Origin of the sequence: Microbulbifer sp. ALW1, from assembly GCF_009903625.1 — a bacterium.
GTDB lineage: Bacteria > Pseudomonadota > Gammaproteobacteria > Pseudomonadales > Cellvibrionaceae > Microbulbifer.
On sequence record NZ_CP047569.1, the window covers coordinates 567,392 to 582,533 of the forward strand.

The following is a 15,142-nucleotide window of genomic DNA, read 5'->3' on the forward strand; positions in this document are numbered from 1 at the left end:
GAATTTCGCTCGTGCACCGGCGGCGGAATTTGCCCCGCGGCCGTTCAATCCATCGTCGCCGCCGCGCCAGTCATCGCAGTGTCACCCCCGTCTCGGCAGCAGCTTCTAGGCTTGGTATAGGGAAATTACCGAGAGGCAAAACACCATGAAATCCCGCCTATTTGTCCCCCTGGCCCTGGCCCTGGGGATCGCCGGCGCGGCGGCTGCGCAGGACCAGAGCCACAATGACAGCACCGGGGAAACCGTTCAACCGAGCTCCGCCTATGCCGCAGAGACCATGGAGCACCTGGAGGCCGTTGCCCACCCGGTCCCGGATCTGGTCACCGAAGAAAACGCCGACACCAACAAGCGCCTGGTCGAAGAGCAGAACCGCGAGCAGTATCGCCAGGACATGCTGCGTGAGCACAATCGGCGGGCGCTGATGACCAGTGTGCACACCAGCCAGCAGCAGCAGGTGAAGGCCTTCATGGCGGAAGGACAGCAGGAACAGGAACAACAGCAGGTGGTGCAAGAAGCGGCACCACCGATGTCTACCGATACGCTGGAGCTGCCAACCAAAGCCCTTGAGTCACTCGAGAATCTGGATCAGCCACTGCCGGTGAGCAGCGGGGAAGAAGCGGATCGGGTATTACCTGCAGCAGATGTACAGGTAGATGAAGAACCTGCCGACAAGCCCGAACAGGAGCCGAGCTGACACAGCCCCGGCTGGCCGCTGCTAAAAATATCTACTGGCTGCGGTCGGGAATACGCCCCAGGCACTGGCGGGTATCCATCAGCAGTTGCTCCATGAGCTGGCGGTAGCCGGCACCTGCAGGCAGCAGGCTCCCCAGTGGGTCCAGCGCCTGGTAGCCCAGGTTCAGGTGTGCCGCGGTCTGGCGATCGCGATCATTGGCGGGGACTTCACCAAACAGGCAGCCGCGCTGCTCACCATTTTCGGTTGGCTTACGGGTTTCCAGCATGGTGCGGGCACCGTGCTGATGGCTGGCCGAAGAGCCCAGGCTCTGCACCGCCACCCCGGCAGGGCCGAAGAACTGGCTGTAAGCCTGGTGGGTTGAGACCACCGCCGCATCCCGATAGGCCCAGAGCGCGCGGTCCTGCACCTTTTGCAGGTTGGCCATGGCGCGCGAAAAATCTCGCGCCCGCTGGCGGTATTGCTCTGCCTGCTGCGGGTGCAGTTCCGCCAGACGCCCGGCAATGTGTGCCGCCATTACCGCCGCATTGCGTGGTCGCAGCCACAGGTGCGGGTCGCCAGCGTCAGCGCCTTCATATTCATAGCCCCCGGCGGCCAGCAGGCCCAGCTGCTTCTGCTCCGGTAACAGCGCCATCTGGCGCGCCAGCACCGACTCCATGGCCGGTCCCATCCAGATCACCAGCTGTGCCTTTTCCATGGTTGCGCGGTCGGTGACTTTGGGGGCGTAGTGGTGGGGATCGCCATTTCGCACCAGGGTATGCACCGGGGTATCAGTCCCGGCAATTTCTGCGGCGATCATCGCCAGCGGCGCAATGCTGACAACAATGTCCCGCGCGCCATCATCATTTGTCGCAGTGGCGTTTTCACCCCGGTCACAGGCGGTGAGTACAAGCGCCGCCACAACAGCGATCAGCCCCCTTGCCAGAGTGCGGAAAATGGACATAGCAGTACAACCTCAGGATCCGTTTCAATTGGGGGCCAACGTCGAGATGGCCGCCAAACCACCCGTTGCGCCCCGCAAAAGGGGGTGCGATATAATCACACCCGGCTTACACTCGCCAGCCGTTCACCCACCTAAATGAAAGACCTGCTACACGGGAGCCTCCCCTGACTCAATCCGCGCCGCTTATTCGTGCCCGGGGCCTCGGCCTGGAAATTGCCGGCCGGCAACTGCTGCGGGATATCTCCCTGGAGCTGGAGCCGGCGGAAATTGTCACCGTCATCGGCCCCAACGGCGCTGGCAAGACTACCCTGTTGCGCCTGTTGCTGGGACTGACGAAGCCCACCAGTGGCAGCGTCGAGCGCCGTCCCGGCCTGCGTTTGGGGTATATGCCCCAGCGCCTGCACATCGACGCCACAATGCCGATGACCGTGGGACGCTTCCTGCAACTGGGTATCGATAACGTCAAGGTGGCGGATGCGCTGGCGCGAGTCGGTGCCGGGCAGTTGGCGGGCGCACGCCTGGCAGACCTTTCCGGCGGCGAAATGCAGCGGGTGTTGCTGGCACGCGCCGCCGCCCGCAAACCCCAGCTGCTGGTACTGGACGAGCCCACCCAGGGGGTGGATATCGGTGGCCAGGGCGAGGTCTATCAACTGATTGCGCAATTGCGCGACGAACTGCACTGTGGCGTGTTACTCGTATCCCACGACCTCCACCTGGTGATGGCCGCCACCGACCGGGTGCTCTGCGTCAACCAGCATATCTGCTGTCACGGCCACCCGGAGCAAGTCAGCCGCGACCCGGCCTACCTCGAACTGTTCGGGGACAAACTGGCGCTCTACAACCACCAGCATAACCACCATCACGATCTGAGTGGCGAAGTGGTCGACGATTGCTGTGGTCACGGTCACCAGCACGATCACGGGCATGACCATAACCATGACCACAGCAGCGATCCGGCCAGCAAACACAACGGGGACCAATAGTCAGCGTGAACGATTTTTCCCAGCTGCTGTACAGCAGTTTTCTCTGGTATGCCCTGGCCGCCGGACTACTGGTCGCCGTCGTCAGCGGTCCCCTCGGCTGTTTCGCGGTGTGGCGGCGCATGGCCTACTTTGGCGACACCCTCGCCCACTCGGCACTGCTTGGTGTCACCCTCGGTTTCGTTCTGCACATACAGCCAACGCTGGCGGTGGGCGCCAGCAGCTGCCTGCTGGCTTTGCTACTGGTGTATTTCCAGCGCCGCCAGAATCTGTCTGTAGATACCCTGCTCGGTATTCTTTCTCACTCGATGCTGGCACTGGGCATCATTACCGTCAGCCTGCTGGACATCAATGTAGACCTGCTGTCGCTGCTGCTGGGAGACCTGCTGGCGGTGTCCACCGAGGATCTGATGCTGATGACCGCCGCTGCGGTGGTGATTGCTGCACTGCTGCTGTTACTGTGGCCAAAACTGTTGGCTTTCACGCTGCACGAGGAGTTGGCGGCGGTAGAGGGCGTACGTATTGAAAGGATTCGACTGGCACTGATGCTGATGCTGGCACTGCTGATCGCCATCGCCATGAAAGTCGTGGGCGTCCTGCTGATTACCGCCCTGCTGATTATTCCCGCCGCCACCGCCAGGCGCATTTCCACCACCCCGGAACAGATGGCCGCATATGCGTCGCTGATCGGTTGTATTGCGGTGCTGCTGGGCCTTGCCGCATCGGTATTGTGGGACAGCCCCGCGGGGCCGTCGATTGTACTGGCGGCAGGGGTGATTTTTCTTTTGGGTCAGTTCTGGTCAAGAAGCGAAGCGTGATCCGCTAGTAATCTGCCAGGTCGCCAGTGCGTATTCACGCTATTCACCACCAATACCAAAATAGAAAGCTACCTCTCCGGCATCATCATTCGTGTCAGGGAATCCGGTAAAGCGGATACCGTGTTCGATGTACTGGCTGGATTGCGGGGCTTGAATGGGTAGCCCCGTTTCGAGTCCAGACGATCGCTGCTGGGCTTAAGTCAAGTTGCTTAGCAGAAGCAACCAAACCACAAGCAATCCATTCACGAATTTTATTTATCCTTACTACAACTTGACGCCATGTAAACTCTCGAACTCTTTCAACCATTTTTCGTACTGTTCCTGGTCGATTTTTTCTTTTCTCTCTTCCTCTTTTCTTTGCTGAATTAGTTTTTCCGCAAATCTATCCAGCAGGCAATTCGCATCTCTAATAAGGTCATGATTTTGTGCCAATTCCTCCAGTTGCGCATTTGCTTTTTTTGTCGGATGCACTTGCAGTGTAGAAAATATCAGTTCGGCAATACTTCCCGAATACTGGTTATCATCACCAACCTCGAAAAATACTATTTTGTCGCGTCCTGACTTGAACAACACAAAGTGTGAGAAATGATCGTAGATTAAATCAGACTTAACAGTGATAAGTACTGCGTCCTGATTTCCAAGCGCTCTATGTCGGACTTCGATGTTCTCTATCTGAAACTGAGCGTCCTCATAAATATGATGCGACCCACATTCGAACACATGCCCAACGATCACCTCCAATATTGCGTCGTACGAGCTACACTTTTTTTCGTCGAATGTCGCCTCACAAATTGTCATTTCAACAATATTGAATCTGGTGTGGTATCGCGTGTAATCGTAACCAACCAAGTATCTTTTAGCCTCTGTGGACCATTGATACTTCTTCCATCGTTTAATCTCTGAAATATGTACCGGAAACTTTAAACGTTGCGTCAGCTTCCTATCAACCTCACCATAATAAGTTCTACTACTTTCGGAATGTATATTCCTTTCCGGGACACCATACCTTAAGTTTAACCCGTAGATTTTAGCTTCTTCGTTATTGATCGCCTTTTGCGAAGGCCCCAACCGTCGCTCCTTACTCAAGAAAAAGCATTTAAATGGATTTCCAAAATGATAATAAGACCAGAACAAATCAAGAAAGGGAGTGACAGTAATTTTTCCTATTTTGTTCGTACCAAGCATTACGAAAGATAACTGCCACTTACCCTGCGCAATAAAATAGAAAAAACAAAACATTGATGGCAGCAAGATAATCAATGTTTTTATTTCATGGGGATTTTTATCGGTAAGCCGAATCCAATGCACGATTCCGTGTATTAAAATTGGAATACAGAATAGTAATATTTCAGTCGGAGAAGTTAGGTTTTCAGTAATAAAGTTAAATTGAAGGTCCATCTTCCTACATAGTTCCTATCGCCAGCAGTAATCCAGCACTGCGGCAAAATCCATACAATTTATCGTCGTCGCAAAAAATTAGGCAGTAAGTTCAATAGATGACTTCTAGCTATCAACCGGGATATTTCAGCAGAGTCATATGCAACAGATTTACCCCCCAGTGGGTAAACACACAGGCCCAGAAGCTGCCGCGCAGTTGCCAGATCAGGGCGTAGCCCAGGCCCGCCAATCCAACCAGTGCCAGCATGGTGATGGATACCGCCCAGCCGGTGTGCATCTGGATAAACAGCAGTGTTACCAGAATGGTGGGGATCCAGGGCCAGCGGTGTAGCCACTGGCCCAGTCCGCGCTGCAATACCCAGCGGAAAAATCCCTCTTCGGCGATACACACCACCACCAGGTTCAGCAATGCCGCAAGGGCGATAGCGGCGGTGAGTTTGGGCTGGAAATCGAGAAAAAAGGCACCGACGATTATCGGAGTAACAATGGCGATTGCCATCAGAGGGAAGTCACTGCGCTTACAGGGCTGTGGGCGCACCAGCATAAACAGCACCAGGGTCAGGGCAATGACAGCCTTGGCCGGGCGGAAGCTGGGATAAATTTCGCTGCCGCCCTGCAGGTACGGCTCCATTAATAAAATATGGTCGTTGCCGGGAATGGCGCCGCTGGTGACGATGACCATTAACAGTGCAGTAATCACATAGCTGGCAACTTTCTTCCAGCCAACCGCGGTTTCCATCGCCACCAATCCCAGCCAGATGGCCGGTGCAAAGACACCGATCCAACCAAAGGGAATGGCCAACAGGCACAGAAATGCAGCAGGAAGCCAGAGGGTTTTGCCTTCGAGGGGCGCATCGGCGGCAATCACCGGCGCACCCCGCTGTACGTTGAGTGAAAACATAGAAAATCCATTTTCGTTTTGCGAGCGGGGGGAGTTGCTTGGCGCCATCATAGCGCCAAGCAGAAAAGATTTCAGTGACCGGGTACCGGTCAGGCGTATAACGAGTTAGCCGTTGTAAGTGGTACGCATGGAGCGATAGGTCAGTTTCATTTTGGCAGGGTCGAGCGGTGCCTTGAAAAACCCGTGGTAATGTCCACGCGGATTGATGAGCACTACTTGCGAACCGTGATCCACGGTGTAGTTGCCATCTTCCAGCGGCACCTTGTTAAAAGGTACGTTCAGCTGGTTGGCGAAACGCTTCAGGCTAAGGAATTCTCCAGTCACCCCGTGGAACTCCGGATTGAAATAGCGCACATAGTCGTGCAGCTGCTGTGGCTGATCCCGCTGTGGGTCTACCGATACCAGCAGGATATCGGTGTCTTTTCGGGTCGCCTCATCCAAGGTCTGGTAGAAGTTGTTCAGGGTCGCCAGGGTGGTCGGGCAGACGTCCGGGCAGTGGGTGAAACCAAAAAATACCAGGGTCCAGCGCCCTTCCAGCGCGCTGGTTTTGAACACCTCACCGGTATCCGCCAGCAATTCAAATTCATCCAGAATGCGCGGCCGCTCCAGTTTGATAGCGCCGTTCAGTTGCAGCTCGGCGTCGGTAATCACCCGCGGCTGCCCCATTTTGTGCAGAAAGCCCGCGAGTACCGCGATCATGAACAACACCATAACGGCGATGCTCAGATAAATTCCGCGCTTTTGCGCGGTTGTATGTTGGACATTCGCGCTCATGGCAGCTCCCGATTAGCCCGCCACCGGCGGCAATGCCACCAGGTAGTGATCCAGCAACATGATGCAGAAAAGTGCCATCAGATAGATGATGGAATACTTGAAGGTTTCCATACCCGCTTTGGGGTTTTTATCCCGCAGCATTTCTACCGCCCAGTAAAGGAATCCGAGCCCCAGTACGACGGCGCCCAGCAGATAGAGCCAACCCAGCATGGCAGTGGCGAATGGCAATAGACTGACCGCGAGCAGGATAAAGGTGTACAGCAGAATATGGATTTTGGTGTATTGCACCCCGTGGGTAATCGGCAGCATGGGAATTTCCGCCTTGGCGTAGTCGTCGCGACGATGCACCGCGAGCGCCCAAAAGTGCGGCGGCGTCCAGGCAAAAATGATCAGCGCCAGCAACAGGCCGTGGCCGTGGATATCACCGGTTACCGCAACCCATCCCAACAGTGGCGGCGCAGCGCCGGCGAGACCGCCGATCACAATATTCTGCGGCGTTGCCCGTTTCAGGAACATGGTGTAAACCACTGCATAGCCCAGCAGGGAGAAGAGCGTGAGCCAGGCGGTCAGTGCATTGACGAATGCGAGTAGGATCGCCATGCCACTGCAGCCGAGCGCCAGAGCAAATAGCAGGGCTTTTTGCGGTTCGACCCGGCCGCGAGCCACCGGGCGATTGGTGGTACGCGCCATTTTGATATCCACATGGCGATCCACCAAGTGATTGACCGCCGCCGCGCCACCGGCGCACAACGCGATACCGAGGTTACCGAGAATCAGAATATCCAGCGGCACCATGCCCGGCACCGCCAGCAGCATGCCGATCACCGAGGTGAGGATCATCAGCATCACCACCCGCGGTTTGGTGAGCTCGTAATAATCGCGCCAGCCGGCTCTCTGGACACTCTTCGCCTGTATTGCCTGAGTACTCATGGTCACCACCTCGGTTATTTATTATTTGCGGCCAGGTTCCCTGCGGCCATTTAATACATTTCGACGGTATCCTAGGGTGTTCTCCCTATTGCCGGCTGCACCGTATTAATCCGGTAGCAGAAGGTCAGCAGGCTCAATAACAACAGCGCTGCACCGGCATTATGTGCCACCGCAATCGGCAGTGGCAGGAACATCACTACGTTCGCAATTCCCAGCCCCACTTGCAAGCAAAGGACCGCCATCAAACCCTGTGCCCAGCGCGGTGAACCGGCACGCCAGGCAAGGAAGGCGAGCAGGCTGACCAGCAGAGTGACAATGATGGCGCCAATGCGATGGGTCAGGTGAATCGCGGTGCGCGCGTCACTTTCCAGGGCACCGCCCAGGTAATTGGGCCCGATTTGCTGGGAGACATTGAACCCCTGGGAGAAATCGGCACTGGGCCACCACTGGTTGTGGCAGGTGGGAAAGTCCGGGCAGGCCAACGCGGCATAGTTGGAGCTGGTCCATCCGCCGAGGGCGATTTGCAGACTGACCACAACGATGGCGGCCACCGCCAGGGGTCGGATTTTTTGCAGCGCGGTAAATTCGTGGGGTGGTATCAGGCGTTTGCGATAGCGCAGCCGCTCCGCCAGCATCCACAGTACCGACAGGGTCGCCATACCACCCAGCAGGTGTAAGGTAACCACTTGCGGCCAGAGCTTCAGGGTCACCGTCCACATACCGAAAGCAGCCTGCAGAATGATCAGTCCCAGCAGAATATGGCTCTGGAAAAAACCGCGGTGACCGCGGCGGCGCCAGAACATATAGGTCAGCCCCGCCACCAGCAATAACAGCATGCCGGCGAAGTAGCGATGCACCATTTCCGGCCAGGTCTTGTCGGTTTCTACCGGAGTATCGGGAAACGCCTGGTTGGCCGCGGCAATTTCGTGACCTTCATTGGGCCACAGCAGGTGACCGTAACAACCGGGCCAGTCCGGACAGCCGAGACCGGCATGCGACAGGCGAGTGAACGCACCCAGCACAACCACCACTAGCGCCAACCCGGTGCCGATCAGCGCCAGGCGGAAGCGCCAGTCTTTTTTGTAATTTTTGCGCAGTTCGGTGATATCCGATTCCACGTCCATTCGCTCTCTCCCCTTTCCTGTTACGTCTGGGATTACTTTTCGTAGGAGTACTTCAGCAGTCGTTTGATGTCTTTGAGTAACTGGTTGCCGGTATAGCGGTTGTCGTAGACCATCATCGCGAACCCCTTCTGATCCACCAGCAGCGCACTCGGGCGCTTGAGCGCGGCGTGATCGCTGTCTGCCAGCCACTGGTCAATCTGTTGCTGGTCAGCGGTGGTGAAGCGCAGCTTGGGGTGTTGGCTGGCCAGGTCTTGGTGGCGCTCGGCGGTGAGCGCGTCGCCGGTGACCAGCAGACGCTCTACCCGGTGCGCCTTGTCACCCAGGCGAATATGTACCTGGCGCGTGGTATAGAGCAGCTTTTCACACTCCCCAGCACACTGTTCGCCGCCAATAATCAGGTAACGCCATTTCGGCTCTTCCGACGCAATGGCAACCGTTGCGCCGTCATCGCTGCGCAGTGAGATGTCCGCAACATTGTGTGCGGGCACCAGCAACTCGCCCTGGTTCACGGTGTCCATCGGCATACCGACGCCGGTGTAAAACACGATATAGGCCGCAACGATGGGAAAGGCCACCGCGACAAACACACCGAGGCCGGCCCAGCGGCCCAGACCGCGCTTTCGGGTTTGCCTATCGGTGGAAAGCCGGGTATCCGTGCCCCCGCTCGCTTGTTCGTTCGGGGTCTGGAAATTTTCTGCCATTGCTGTCACCTCGCTGTCGCGCCGTGATGCCAGCCCATTCCGGGCCGACCTGGGGCCTGCTCCCCGTACCGCGCTCGTTATTGTTATGACTCGTGTTCGGTATGACTTCTTATATTTATAAGTAGGATTATCTATTGATTGCGGCTTTTTTAAACCACTTTTCGCGAACCAGTATCCGGATATTGGTCGCCGCCAGCACCCAGAGAATCAGCAGCGCCGCCGCCATGGAAAACCACTGTACCGCATAACCCCAATGTTTTTGTGGCTTGATATTCACCAGCTGCCAACCGGTGGTAAACGCCGTATCCGAATCAGCGCTGATACGAATATGCCAGGCCGGTTGCGTCAACTCGGGACTTCCGCTGACCGCTACCTGCAGGGATTGCACGCGGCTGTGACTGGGTGCCATAGACACCGTGCCATTTGAACCGGAGTTGGAGTTGGAACTGAAGTTGGAATCAGTGCTGCTATCGACACTCGGGTAGAGGAAACCGGTAATCACTTTCGCCGCCAGTGGATAAGGCACTTCCGGTAGCTGAGTCCGGTCACTTCCCGCCGGCAACCAGCCGCGGTTGATGAGCCAGTGTGTTTTCTCCTGTTCACCCTGTCCGGTGACAAAGCTCTGCAGGACCTCATAGCCCACACGACCATTGCGCGTGCGGTTGTCCAGATAAAAATAGTGATCGGTATAAACGCCAAGCAGCCTAACCGGTGTGTATTGCTGCAATTTTTGCAGTGACTGGATTGGTTGCGGCTGGGATGCGAGCCGCTCGTCGATATCGTTGAGGATTCTGGCCTTCTCTGCAGCGCGTTCAAGCTGCCAAACCCCAAGGCCCAGTAATAGCGGGAAAAAACACAAACACAGGATGCTGAGTGGCCAGCTGCTGATCAGTGTTACACTGGCGGCTTGCGACTGTTCCTCCAGTTCCGTGGAGTCTCTTTCCGTCCCGGAGCGCAATTCTTTGTCGCTGGATTTGAGCGACGATTTCGGAACTGTCATGCCAATAACTACTTCTACTTCTGTTTACTGCTAAATAGTGGCGATAAATTATGTGGCTAAAAGCAATAATTGTGGTTTTGTTTCTCGCCGTGCTGGCCAGCCTGACCAGTGCACTGGTTTTTCTGTTGCGGGATATGGGCGCACCGGAATCCAAACGCACCCTTTATGCACTCGGTATCCGAATTTCCCTTGCCGCGCTGTTACTGCTGACTATCTGGTATGGATTTCACAGCGGCATCCTTTCTAATACCGCGCCCTGGGCCAATAAATACTAAACGCGAATTTTTCAAGATGGGTGCAATCGCACCCATTTTCTCTTTCGTAGTGCGCTTTTGCTTTCTATTAGGCACCAAGTACGTAGACAAAGATAAACAGGCCCACCCAGACCACATCCACAAAGTGCCAGTACCAGCTGGCTGCCTCAAACCCAAAGTGATCGTCCGGCTTGAAATGATGCGCGATCACAGAACGCAGCAGCATGATCAACAGCATGATGGTACCCAGTGTCACGTGCGCGCCGTGGAAGCCGGTGAGCATGAAGAAGGTGGTCCCATAAATCCCGGATTCGAGCGTCAGCCCAAGGTGCTGGTAGGCTTCAAAATATTCTTCCACCTGGAAAAACAGGAAGGCCACACCCAGGGCAACAGTTGCGCCCAGCCACAGATTGAATGCCTGTCGCTTGCCTTTTTTCAGGAACACATGGGCAATATGCACCGTCACACTGGAAGCAAGCAGAAGAACCGTATTGAGTAGCGGTAAGTGCCAGGGGTCAATAATCCCTTTCGGTCCCACCACTTTTGCGGCTTCGCCACTAACCGCCTGCTCGGGGGTCACCATCAACGGCCAGGTATTCTCGAAGCCACTCCACAGCATATTGGAGCTACCGCGATCCCCTTCACCACCGAGCCACGGCAGCGCGAAAGTGCGAATGTAATACAGCGCGCCAAAGAATGCCGCGAAGAACATCACTTCGGAAAAAATAAACCAGCCCATACCCCAGACGTAGGAGCGCTTGAGCTGATCGCTATTGAGACCCTGCATATTTTCCTTGATGACTTCCGCGAACCAGAACCACAACACGGTGGCCATGGAGAGGGCGCCGGCAAAGAAAATATAGGAGCTGCCGCCATTGACCCAGGTGGCGGCACCGAAGGCCGTCAGGAATATGCCGATGGTGGCGAAGATAGGCAGCCGGGACTGCTCGGGAACATAGTAGCTGCTTTCAGTGGCCATAGTTTTCTATCCCTCTCGCTCGGAGTCGGTATTTTTGTTGTTCGCTTGTTTGGCAATTCTTTCCGTGACATCAAACAGCGTGTAGGAAAGCGTAATGGTGTTGACGCCGATGGGCAGGTCCGGGTCGACGATAAAGCGCAGACCCAGTTCAGCCGTTTCACCGGCGGCAAGTGCCTGCTGGTTGAAGCAGAAGCACTCGGTTTTATGGAAATAGTTAGCGGCCTTGAACGGCACCAGGCTGGGAATCGCCTGGCCGATCATGTCGCGGTCGGTGGGGTTGCGCGCGTGGAAAACGGTATCCACCGCTTCCCCCGGGTGTACACGGATTTCCACCGTGCCGGGCTTGAATTCCCACGGCATGTTTTCGTTGTTGCTGGCAACAAACTGTACTTTCACCGTGCGCTCGGTATCCACCGCGGCGGGTACCGCTTCGTAGCGGCCACCGGTTTTTCCGTTAAGACCGGTAATCTCACAGAAGGCATCGTATAGCGGTGGCATGATGAACAACGCAAAGCCGAGCATGCTGACCGCGAGGGTCAGCAGCTTGGCCGTGGTTTTTGCGTTTGCGCTCAGAGACATCGCTTTGCCCCGCCCAGAATTCAGCGCACAACCGGCGGCGTGCTGAAGGTGTGATAAGGCGCGGGAGAAGGCACGCTCCACTCCAGCCCTTCCGGATTTTCCCAAACTTCATCGGTGGCTTTTTTGCCGCCCCGAACCGTGCGGATCACGTTAAACAGGAACACGATCTGCGCCGCGCCGAACAGGAAGGCACCCACACTGGCAATCTGGTTGAAGTCGGCAAACTGCAGCGCGTAGTCTGGAATACGCCGGGGCATACCGGCGAGGCCAACAAAGTGCATCGGGAAGAAGGTCACGTTCAGGCCGACAAACGCCATCCAGAAGTGCACCTTGCCCATGGTCTCGTTGTACATATTCCCGGTCCACTTGGGCAGCCAATAATAGACACCGGCGGTGATCGAGAAGATGGCACCGGGCACCAGCACATAGTGGAAATGCGCCACCACAAAGTAAGTGTCGTGATACTGGAAGTCCGCTGGGGCGATGGCCAGCATCAGGCCGGAGAAGCCCCCCAGGGTAAACAGGATCACGAAGGCGATGGAGAACAACATCGGGGTCTCAAACGTCATCGAGCCTCGGAACATGGTGGTCACCCAGTTGAACACCTTCACCCCGGTGGGTACCGCGATCAGCATGGTGGCGTACATGAAGAACAGCTCACCGGCGATGGGCATGCCCACAGTGAACATGTGGTGCGCCCATACAATAAAGCTGAGGAAGGCAATGGACGCGGTGGCATACACCATGGAGCTGTAACCGAACAGCGGCTTGCGCGCGAAGGTGGGAATGATCGCCGACACGATACCGAACGCCGGCAGGATCATGATGTACACCTCGGGGTGGCCGAAGAACCAGAACACATGCTGGAACAGTACCGGGTCACCACCACCAGCAGCGCTGAAGAAGCTGGTACCGAAATGAATATCCATCAGCATCATGGTCACAACACCCGCGAGCACCGGCATTACCGCGATCAGCAGGTAGGCAGTAATCAACCACGTCCAGACGAACAGCGGCATCTTCATCAGGGTCATACCGGGGGCGCGCATGTTCAGGATGGTGGCGACAATATTGATCGCCCCCATGATGGATGACGCACCCATGATATGGATCGCAAAAATAAAGAAGGTTACGCTCGGTGGCGCGTACTCGGTGGACAGCGGAGCATAGAAGGTCCAACCGAAATTAGGCGCTCCACCTTCCATGAACAGGGTGGATGCCAGCATCGCGAAGGCGAACGGCAGAATCCAGAAGCTCCAGTTGTTCATGCGCGGCAGCGCCATATCCGGGGCACCGATCATCATCGGCACCATCCAGTTAGCAAGCCCAACAAACGCGGGCATCACCGCACCAAACACCATGATCAATCCGTGCATGGTGGTCATCTGGTTGAAGAATTCCGGCTGCACTATCTGCAGACCGGGCTGGAAAAGTTCAGCGCGAATTACCAGCGCCATACAACCGCCAAGCAGGAACATCGCAAAACTGAACCACAGGTACATCGAGCCGATGTCCTTGTGGTTAGTGGTGTAGAGCCAGCGGGTAAAACCGGGTTTCGGACCGTGTGCCATATCTAAACTCCTCTCGGCTCCTGCTTACTTATTCTTGAAATTGAGAATGTCGATGGGCTGTACGGTGTCACCCATATTGTTGCCGAAGGCACTGCGCTGATATGTGATGACCGCGGCGATATCCACCTCGCTCAGCTGTGCGCCGAAGGCTTGCATCGCGGGGTTTTTCGGCGAGCCATTCACCACCATGCTCATGTGGCCATCCATTGGGCCCGTGGCAATTTTGGATCCGGCAATGGCCGGGAAGGCGCCAGGCACCCCCTGCCCTTTCGACTGATGACAAGCAACACAGGTACTGTTGTAAACCTTTTCACCACGCGCGTAGAGCTCGTCAAAAGTGAAGGTTTTATTGGTCAGCTCTTTGATGCGAGCGGCATCGGCGGCGCGCCCATTCAGCCAGGAGTGATATTCATCTTCCGGCACGGCCTTGACCACAATCGGCATAAAGCCGTGATCCTTGCCGCACAGCTCGGCGCACTGGCCGCGGTAGATGCCGGGCTCGTCGATACGGGTCCAGGATTCGTTAACAAAGCCAGGAATCGCATCCTTCTTCACCGCCAGGTCGGGGACCCACCAGGCGTGGATCACATCGTTGGCTGTGATCAGGAAGCGGATTTTTTTATTCACCGGCACGACCAGAGGCTCGTCCACTTCCAGAAGGTAGTGTTCACTTTTCGGTTGCTGGTTTTGAATTTGCGATTGCGGGGTAGAAAGATTGGAGAAGAAGGAGACATCGGAACCCAGGTAGTCGTATTTCCACTTCCACTGGTAGCCGGTGATCATGATGTCGAGATCGGCTTCCTTGGTGTCGTAGATATCGTAGAGGGTTTTGGTGGCGGGGACCGCCATGCCGATGAGGATCAAGGTGGGCACTATGGTCCAGGCCAATTCCACCAGAGTACTTTCGTGGAACTGTGAGGCCTGATAACCCTTGCTCTTGCGGTGACGCCACATGCTGTAGAACATCACCCCGAACACCACCACACCGATTGCCACGCAGATCCAGAAAATCAGCATGTGCAGATCGTAAGTGGTACGGGAAACTTCAGTTACCCCCTGGGTCATGTTGACCCCCCAGCGCTCTATTTCCTGCGCACTTGCCGGTTCCACTTTCTCCACCGCCTGTGCCGCTTCCTGAGCAAGGGCACCGGGGGCAAGAATCGTGAGGGTCAGTAAGGCGAACAGCCGTTTTAAGCCCATCAACATCGCCTGCAGATCTCCATGTTTGTTATTCTCGCGAGCCGCTTTCCTGCGGTCACAACACTGCGGCCTTGCGTAAATACCCAAGGGTGTACACACAAAGTTGTACACGGTCGCGGCGCTGCAACCTACAAAATAGCAAAACCCTGTAACAGCGGTTGGCTGTTTGCGGATAACTGGAGATAGCCCCCGACCTGGAGGCCGGAGAAAAATCCACACATCAATGTGGACATGCTGTAGTAAACCAAGACTACATACACTGCGCGCAGGCCGAGGGAGGCCACAACTGCGCGTACTGC

Annotated in this window: 16 protein-coding genes; 4 read left to right on the plus strand and 12 right to left on the minus strand. The window is 56.1% G+C overall.

Annotated features, from left to right (window positions below):
- Positions 1–145: 145 nt before the first annotated feature.
- Positions 146–694, plus strand: coding sequence for a hypothetical protein (locus GRX76_RS02255; RefSeq protein ID WP_160151813.1), 549 nt, complete (start codon positions 146–148; stop codon positions 692–694).
- A gap of 31 nt (positions 695–725) precedes the next feature.
- Here the strand turns inward: GRX76_RS02255 and GRX76_RS02260 are convergent, their stop codons facing one another.
- Entirely contained in the window at positions 726–1,634 is a 909-nt protein-coding gene (locus GRX76_RS02260; protein ID WP_160151814.1) for a metal ABC transporter solute-binding protein, Zn/Mn family, read from the minus strand.
- A gap of 164 nt (positions 1,635–1,798) precedes the next feature.
- Between GRX76_RS02260 and znuC the strand changes: the two genes are divergently transcribed.
- Together znuC and GRX76_RS02270 are read left to right on the plus strand one after the other, a co-directional pair.
- Positions 1,799–2,617 carry a zinc ABC transporter ATP-binding protein ZnuC gene (gene znuC / locus GRX76_RS02265; protein ID WP_160154769.1) on the plus strand — a complete coding sequence of 273 codons (819 nt, stop codon included), beginning with the start codon at positions 1,799–1,801 and terminating at the stop codon, positions 2,615–2,617.
- A gap of 5 nt (positions 2,618–2,622) precedes the next feature.
- Positions 2,623–3,432: an iron chelate uptake ABC transporter family permease subunit gene (locus GRX76_RS02270; protein ID WP_160151815.1), complete on the plus strand. Its 810-nt coding sequence runs from the start codon at positions 2,623–2,625 to the stop codon at positions 3,430–3,432.
- A 264-nt stretch (positions 3,433–3,696) separates the two neighbouring features.
- Here the strand turns inward: GRX76_RS02270 and GRX76_RS02275 are convergent, their stop codons facing one another.
- The 7 genes from GRX76_RS02275 to GRX76_RS02305 all read right to left on the minus strand — a co-directional run bounded on the left by GRX76_RS02275 (position 3,697) and on the right by GRX76_RS02305 (position 10,260).
- The gene (locus GRX76_RS02275; protein WP_160151816.1) at positions 3,697–4,830 is read right to left on the minus strand and encodes a hypothetical protein; all 1,134 of its coding nucleotides are present in this window, start codon (positions 4,828–4,830) and stop codon (positions 3,697–3,699) included.
- Positions 4,831–4,942: 112 nt separating this feature from the next.
- Positions 4,943–5,731: a CPBP family intramembrane glutamic endopeptidase gene (locus GRX76_RS02280; RefSeq protein WP_160151817.1), complete on the minus strand. Its 789-nt coding sequence runs from the start codon at positions 5,729–5,731 to the stop codon at positions 4,943–4,945.
- A gap of 105 nt (positions 5,732–5,836) precedes the next feature.
- A complete protein-coding gene (locus GRX76_RS02285; RefSeq protein WP_160151818.1) occupies positions 5,837–6,505 on the minus strand; it encodes an SCO family protein in 669 nt (222 codons plus the stop codon).
- A 12-nt stretch (positions 6,506–6,517) separates the two neighbouring features.
- A complete protein-coding gene (gene cyoE, locus GRX76_RS02290; protein WP_160151819.1) occupies positions 6,518–7,435 on the minus strand; it encodes a heme o synthase in 918 nt (305 codons plus the stop codon).
- A 71-nt stretch (positions 7,436–7,506) separates the two neighbouring features.
- On the minus strand, positions 7,507–8,559 hold the full coding sequence (locus GRX76_RS02295) for a heme A synthase (RefSeq protein WP_160151820.1): 1,053 nt from the start codon (positions 8,557–8,559) through the stop codon (positions 7,507–7,509).
- 32 nt (positions 8,560–8,591) lie between these two features.
- Positions 8,592–9,260, minus strand: a complete 669-nt coding sequence (locus GRX76_RS02300) for a hypothetical protein (protein WP_201276889.1) — start codon at positions 9,258–9,260, stop codon at positions 8,592–8,594.
- Between the two features lie 127 nt (positions 9,261–9,387).
- Positions 9,388–10,260 (minus strand): SURF1 family protein, encoded by an 873-nt coding sequence (locus tag GRX76_RS02305; RefSeq protein WP_160151821.1) that lies wholly within the window; start codon positions 10,258–10,260, stop codon positions 9,388–9,390.
- Positions 10,261–10,310: 50 nt separating this feature from the next.
- On the opposite strand from GRX76_RS02305, the gene GRX76_RS02310 reads away from it, so the two are divergent.
- A complete protein-coding gene (locus GRX76_RS02310) occupies positions 10,311–10,535 on the plus strand; it encodes a DUF2909 domain-containing protein (protein ID WP_160151822.1) in 225 nt (74 codons plus the stop codon).
- 67 nt (positions 10,536–10,602) lie between these two features.
- Here the strand turns inward: GRX76_RS02310 and GRX76_RS02315 are convergent, their stop codons facing one another.
- From GRX76_RS02315 to coxB, 4 genes are read right to left on the minus strand one after another with little or no spacing between them, the layout of a single operon-like run.
- The gene (locus tag GRX76_RS02315; RefSeq protein ID WP_160151823.1) at positions 10,603–11,493 is read right to left on the minus strand and encodes a cytochrome c oxidase subunit 3; all 891 of its coding nucleotides are present in this window, start codon (positions 11,491–11,493) and stop codon (positions 10,603–10,605) included.
- A gap of 6 nt (positions 11,494–11,499) precedes the next feature.
- A complete protein-coding gene (locus GRX76_RS02320; RefSeq protein WP_160151824.1) occupies positions 11,500–12,072 on the minus strand; it encodes a cytochrome c oxidase assembly protein in 573 nt (190 codons plus the stop codon).
- Positions 12,073–12,092: 20 nt separating this feature from the next.
- Positions 12,093–13,643 carry a cytochrome c oxidase subunit I gene (ctaD, locus tag GRX76_RS02325; RefSeq protein WP_160151825.1) on the minus strand — a complete coding sequence of 517 codons (1,551 nt, stop codon included), beginning with the start codon at positions 13,641–13,643 and terminating at the stop codon, positions 12,093–12,095.
- A 24-nt stretch (positions 13,644–13,667) separates the two neighbouring features.
- Positions 13,668–14,849, minus strand: coding sequence for a cytochrome c oxidase subunit II (coxB, locus tag GRX76_RS02330; RefSeq protein ID WP_201276890.1), 1,182 nt, complete (start codon positions 14,847–14,849; stop codon positions 13,668–13,670).
- Positions 14,850–15,142: the final 293 nt, after the last annotated feature.

Excerpts from the sequence above, each read along its gene's own strand:
- GRX76_RS02255 (WP_160151813.1), top strand. The coding sequence starts at position 146 with ATGAAATCCCGCCTATTTGTCCCCCTGGCCCTGGCCCTGGGGATCGCC.
- GRX76_RS02260 (WP_160151814.1), bottom strand. The coding sequence starts at position 1,634 with ATGTCCATTTTCCGCACTCTGGCAAGGGGGCTGATCGCTGTTGTGGCG.
- GRX76_RS02275 (WP_160151816.1), bottom strand. The coding sequence starts at position 4,830 with ATGGACCTTCAATTTAACTTTATTACTGAAAACCTAACTTCTCCGACT.
- GRX76_RS02280 (WP_160151817.1), bottom strand. The coding sequence starts at position 5,731 with ATGTTTTCACTCAACGTACAGCGGGGTGCGCCGGTGATTGCCGCCGAT.
- GRX76_RS02285 (WP_160151818.1), bottom strand. The coding sequence starts at position 6,505 with ATGAGCGCGAATGTCCAACATACAACCGCGCAAAAGCGCGGAATTTAT.
- cyoE (WP_160151819.1), bottom strand. The coding sequence starts at position 7,435 with ATGAGTACTCAGGCAATACAGGCGAAGAGTGTCCAGAGAGCCGGCTGG.
- GRX76_RS02295 (WP_160151820.1), bottom strand. The coding sequence starts at position 8,559 with ATGGACGTGGAATCGGATATCACCGAACTGCGCAAAAATTACAAAAAA.
- GRX76_RS02300 (WP_201276889.1), bottom strand. The coding sequence starts at position 9,260 with ATGGCAGAAAATTTCCAGACCCCGAACGAACAAGCGAGCGGGGGCACG.
- GRX76_RS02305 (WP_160151821.1), bottom strand. The coding sequence starts at position 10,260 with ATGACAGTTCCGAAATCGTCGCTCAAATCCAGCGACAAAGAATTGCGC.
- GRX76_RS02310 (WP_160151822.1), top strand. The coding sequence starts at position 10,311 with ATGTGGCTAAAAGCAATAATTGTGGTTTTGTTTCTCGCCGTGCTGGCC.
- GRX76_RS02315 (WP_160151823.1), bottom strand. The coding sequence starts at position 11,493 with ATGGCCACTGAAAGCAGCTACTATGTTCCCGAGCAGTCCCGGCTGCCT.
- GRX76_RS02320 (WP_160151824.1), bottom strand. The coding sequence starts at position 12,072 with ATGTCTCTGAGCGCAAACGCAAAAACCACGGCCAAGCTGCTGACCCTC.
- ctaD (WP_160151825.1), bottom strand. The coding sequence starts at position 13,643 with ATGGCACACGGTCCGAAACCCGGTTTTACCCGCTGGCTCTACACCACT.
- coxB (WP_201276890.1), bottom strand. The coding sequence starts at position 14,849 with ATGTTGATGGGCTTAAAACGGCTGTTCGCCTTACTGACCCTCACGATT.